We start from the raw sequence: 3,533 nt of genomic DNA, 5'->3' as shown, positions 1-3,533 counted from the left end.
GGCCGGCGCCCTGCAGGTGGCCGGCCAGCCGATCGGCGCGCACTGCCAGGTCACCGGGCTGATGCACGAACGCGTCGGCACGGACGGCCAGTCCTACGCGATCGGCTTCGAGATGCGCCTGCCGGCGGCATGGAACGGGCGCTTCTTCTACCAGGCCAACGGCGGCCTGGACGGCAACGTGGTCCCCGCGCTCGGCGATATCGGCGGCGGCGGCCAGCGCGACAATCCGCTGCGCATGGGCTTTGCGGTCATCAGCTCCGATGCCGGGCACAGCAACGCGCAGAACCCGCTGTTCGGCCGCGATCCGCAGGCGCGCCTGGACTACGGCTACCAGGCAGTGCAGGCGCTGACCCCGATGGCCAAGCGCGTGGTGCAGATCGCCTACGGCAAGGCGCCGGACTACAGCTACTTCGGCGGCTGCTCCAACGGCGGCCGCCATGGCATGGTCGCCGCCGCGCGCGACGCGCAGGACTACGACGGCATCCTGGTCGGCGACCCCGGGTTCCATCTGCCCAAGGCGGCGATCGCGGACCTGGCCGCGGCCCAGCAACTGGCGGCGCTGGCCGGCGGCAGCGACACGCGCAGCGGCCTGACCGCCGCCGAGCGCAGCCTGGTGGCCGAGCGCATCGTCGCCACCTGCGATGCGCTGGACGGCGTGCGCGACGGCATGGTGCAGGACGTGCTCGCCTGCCAGCGCCGCTTCGACCTGAACCGCGATGTCGCCACCTGCGGCAGCGCCGGGCGCACCGGCCAATGCCTGACCCCGGCGCAGAAGCGCGCGCTCGGCGCCATCCACGCCGGCGCGCGCAACAGCGCCGGCACGCCGCTGTACGCGCCCTTTCCCTACGACCCGGGCATCGCCAGCGGCGACTGGGCCGGCTGGCGACAGGACGCCTCGCTGACCCTGGTGCCCGGCTCGGTGGCCTTCGGCTTCGTCACCCCGCCGGAGGATCCGGCGGTGCTGCAGGATCTGAAGCGCTATGCGCTGCAGTTCGACATGGACCGCGACGCGCCGAAGATCTTCGCCACGGCCGGCGCCTTTGGCGAATCCGCGTGGTCGTACATGACCCCGCCGAACGAGACCCGGCTGACCACGCTGAAGAAGCGCGGCGGCAAGCTGCTGATCTACCACGGCACCGGCGACGGCATCTTCTCCTTCGCCGATACCGCGGCCTGGTACGACCGCCTGCGCACCGCCGATGCCGACGCCGCCAGCTACGCACGCCTGTTCGCGGTGCCGGCGATGGCGCATTGCGCCGGCGGGCCGGCCACCGACCAGTTCGACGCGTTGACCCCGCTGGTGGCCTGGGTCGAGCAGGGCCAGGCGCCGGCCGCGATCGTCGCCAGCGCACGCGGCAGCGGCAGCGCCGCGCCCAATGCCGAGGTACCGGCCAACTGGAGCAGCCAGCGCAGCCGGCCGCTGTGCCCGTATCCGCAGGTGGCGCGCTACGTCGGCGGCGACGTGGAGGCGGCGTCCAGCTTCGTCTGCCGCTGAGCGCACGCCGCCGTTGCGCCGCCGGCATGGCGGCGCAACGGCCGCGCGGTCGTCAGCCCATGCCGCCGTTGATGCCGATGATCTGGCCGTTGATGTAGGCGGCCGCGTCCGAGCACAGGAACGCGACCAGTGCGGCCACTTCCTCCGGCTTGCCCGGGCGTCCGGCGGGGACCATCTGTTTGATCGCCTCCGGCGGGAACGCGCTCTCGGCCATCGCGCCCTGGATCACGCCCGGCGCGACCACGTTGACGCTGATCCCGCGGCTGGCCATTTCCCGCGCCAGCGACATGCTGGCGCCGTGCAGCGCCGCCTTGGCCGCAGCGTAGTTGGTCTGCCCGCGGTTGCCCAGCACCGCCGACACCGAGGACACGCTGACGATGCGGCCCCAGCGCGTGCGCGCCATCGGCAGCAGCAGCGGCTGGGTGACGTGGAAGAAGCCGTGCAGCGAAACGTCGATGACCTTGTGCCATTGCGCCGCGCTCATGCCCGCCATCGGCGCGTCGTCGTGGATGCCGGCGTTGTTGACCAGCACCTGGATCGGGCCGGCCTCCAGCAGCGCCGCCAGCGCCTGCGCGCTGGCCTGCGCATCGGCCACGTCGAACGCCACCGCCTCGGCGCTACCGCCGGCGGCGACGATCGCCTCCAACACCGCGGCGGCGCGCGCGACGTTGGCATTGGCGTGCACGATCACGTGCAGGCCCTGCGCGGCCAGGGCGTGGCAGATCGCGCCACCGAGATCGCCGCTGCCGCCGGTGACCAGGGCGCGGCGCGGTGCGGGGGATGCAGACATCGGGAATCCTCGGTCGCAATGAAGATGGGCCGTCATCCTAACGGTTCATCCGCGCGCCCGTAGGCGCGGTTTCAGCCGCGACGACGTGCAGGGAATACGCGGCGCGGCTGAAACGCACCGCCGATCACCACGCGACGTCTTTTTGTAGGAGCGGCTTCAGCCGCGATGGGCATTACCGGGGCACGGCCCTCGCCCAGCGGTTGCCCCGGCATGCACGATGCGGGTACAGGGAGTTGCATTGCGTTGCCCGGGTGCACTGTGGGAGGGACTTCAGTCCCGACGCCTTGCAAGCTTGGATACTCGGCAAGCTGCGCTCGCCGCGCCCGCAGGGCCGTCGACGCCTACGCGGTCACGCCGCGCCCAGCATCACCGTCGCGCGGCCCTCGGCCAGCAACTGCCCGGCATGGGTGATGCGGAAGGCGTACTGCTGGCTGTCCTCGGCCTGCAGCAGCACCTCGGCCTCGCCTTCGATCGGCCCGGACAGATCCTGCAGCTCGCTGACATGCAACTGCACCCCGCGCAGCGCCACCAGCATGCCCGGACGCACCGGCGTGCCGGCCGCACGGCCGAGCAGGCCGCCGTGTACCGCCATCGCCTGCGCGCCGTACTCGCACAGGTGCAATGCGTGCAGGCGCGCGCCGCTGCGCAGCGGATGCTCCACTTGGCGATGCGCGAGACTGCGCAACACCACGCGCTGCGCGTCCCAGGCGACCACCTCTTCCCACAGGCACATCAGGCCCTGGTGCGGGACCAGGGCGGCGATGGCGTCGCGTCCGTGCAGGGGCTCAGTGTGCATGGCGGTTCTCCTGGGCCTCGCTGGCGGTCTCGCGCGAAATCAGCAGCGCCAGCACGAAATTGAACAGCACGCCCAGCGCCACGGTGCTGCCGATCGCGCGCAGCACCGGGATGCTCGAGGCGGCCAGCAGCGCGAACACCAGCAGGGTCATCAGGCTGCACACAATCAGCGCATGCAGGGTACGCAACTGATCGGCGCGGTCGTCGCCGGCGTGGTCGAAGAACAGTGCGTAGTCCAGGCCCAGGCCGGCGGCCAGGATCAGCGCGATCAGGTGGAACAGGTTCAGTTCGACGCCGCAGCCGCGCAGGATCGCCAGGATCAGCAACGTGGTCAGCGCCATCGGCAGCAGCACGCGCACGATCCGCCGCGGCGTGCGCAGCGCGATCGCCACGGTCAGCGCCAGCAGCACCGCGGCCACGCCGAGCGCGGCGAGCACGCGGCCGCGGTAGGCG

The 3,533-nt window shown here is 72.0% G+C and carries 3 protein-coding genes and 1 pseudogene; 1 reads left to right on the top strand and 3 read right to left on the bottom strand.

Annotation, left to right across the window (positions count from 1 at the left end):
- Nucleotides 1–1,495: tannase/feruloyl esterase family alpha/beta hydrolase (locus tag D180_RS22240; RefSeq protein ID WP_017914502.1), on the top strand; the 1,495-nt coding region annotated here is incomplete at its 5' end.
- 52 nt (nucleotides 1,496–1,547) lie between these two features.
- Here the strand turns inward: D180_RS22240 and fabG are convergent.
- The 3 genes and pseudogenes from fabG to D180_RS22225 form a co-directional block, all read right to left on the bottom strand.
- Nucleotides 1,548–2,285 (bottom strand): 3-oxoacyl-ACP reductase FabG, encoded by a 738-nt coding sequence (fabG, locus tag D180_RS22235; RefSeq protein WP_017914501.1) that lies wholly within the window; start codon nucleotides 2,283–2,285, stop codon nucleotides 1,548–1,550.
- 349 nt (nucleotides 2,286–2,634) lie between these two features.
- Nucleotides 2,635–3,066 (bottom strand): phosphotransferase, encoded by a 432-nt coding sequence (locus tag D180_RS22230; RefSeq protein WP_043091559.1) that lies wholly within the window; start codon nucleotides 3,064–3,066, stop codon nucleotides 2,635–2,637.
- A 4-nt stretch (nucleotides 3,067–3,070) separates the two neighbouring features.
- A pseudogene (locus D180_RS22225) lies at nucleotides 3,071–3,533 on the bottom strand (hypothetical protein); the annotation flags it as partial.

The sequence above is a fragment of the Xanthomonas sp. SHU 166 genome, assembly GCF_000364685.1.
In the GTDB taxonomy this organism is placed as follows: Bacteria; Pseudomonadota; Gammaproteobacteria; order Xanthomonadales; family Xanthomonadaceae; genus Xanthomonas_A; species Xanthomonas_A sontii.
Note: the sequence above shows the minus strand (reverse complement) of the source record. Positions and strands in the feature narration are given on the sequence as shown.

Excerpts from the sequence above, each read along its gene's own strand:
- fabG (WP_017914501.1), bottom strand. The coding sequence starts at position 2,285 with ATGTCTGCATCCCCCGCACCGCGCCGCGCCCTGGTCACCGGCGGCAGC.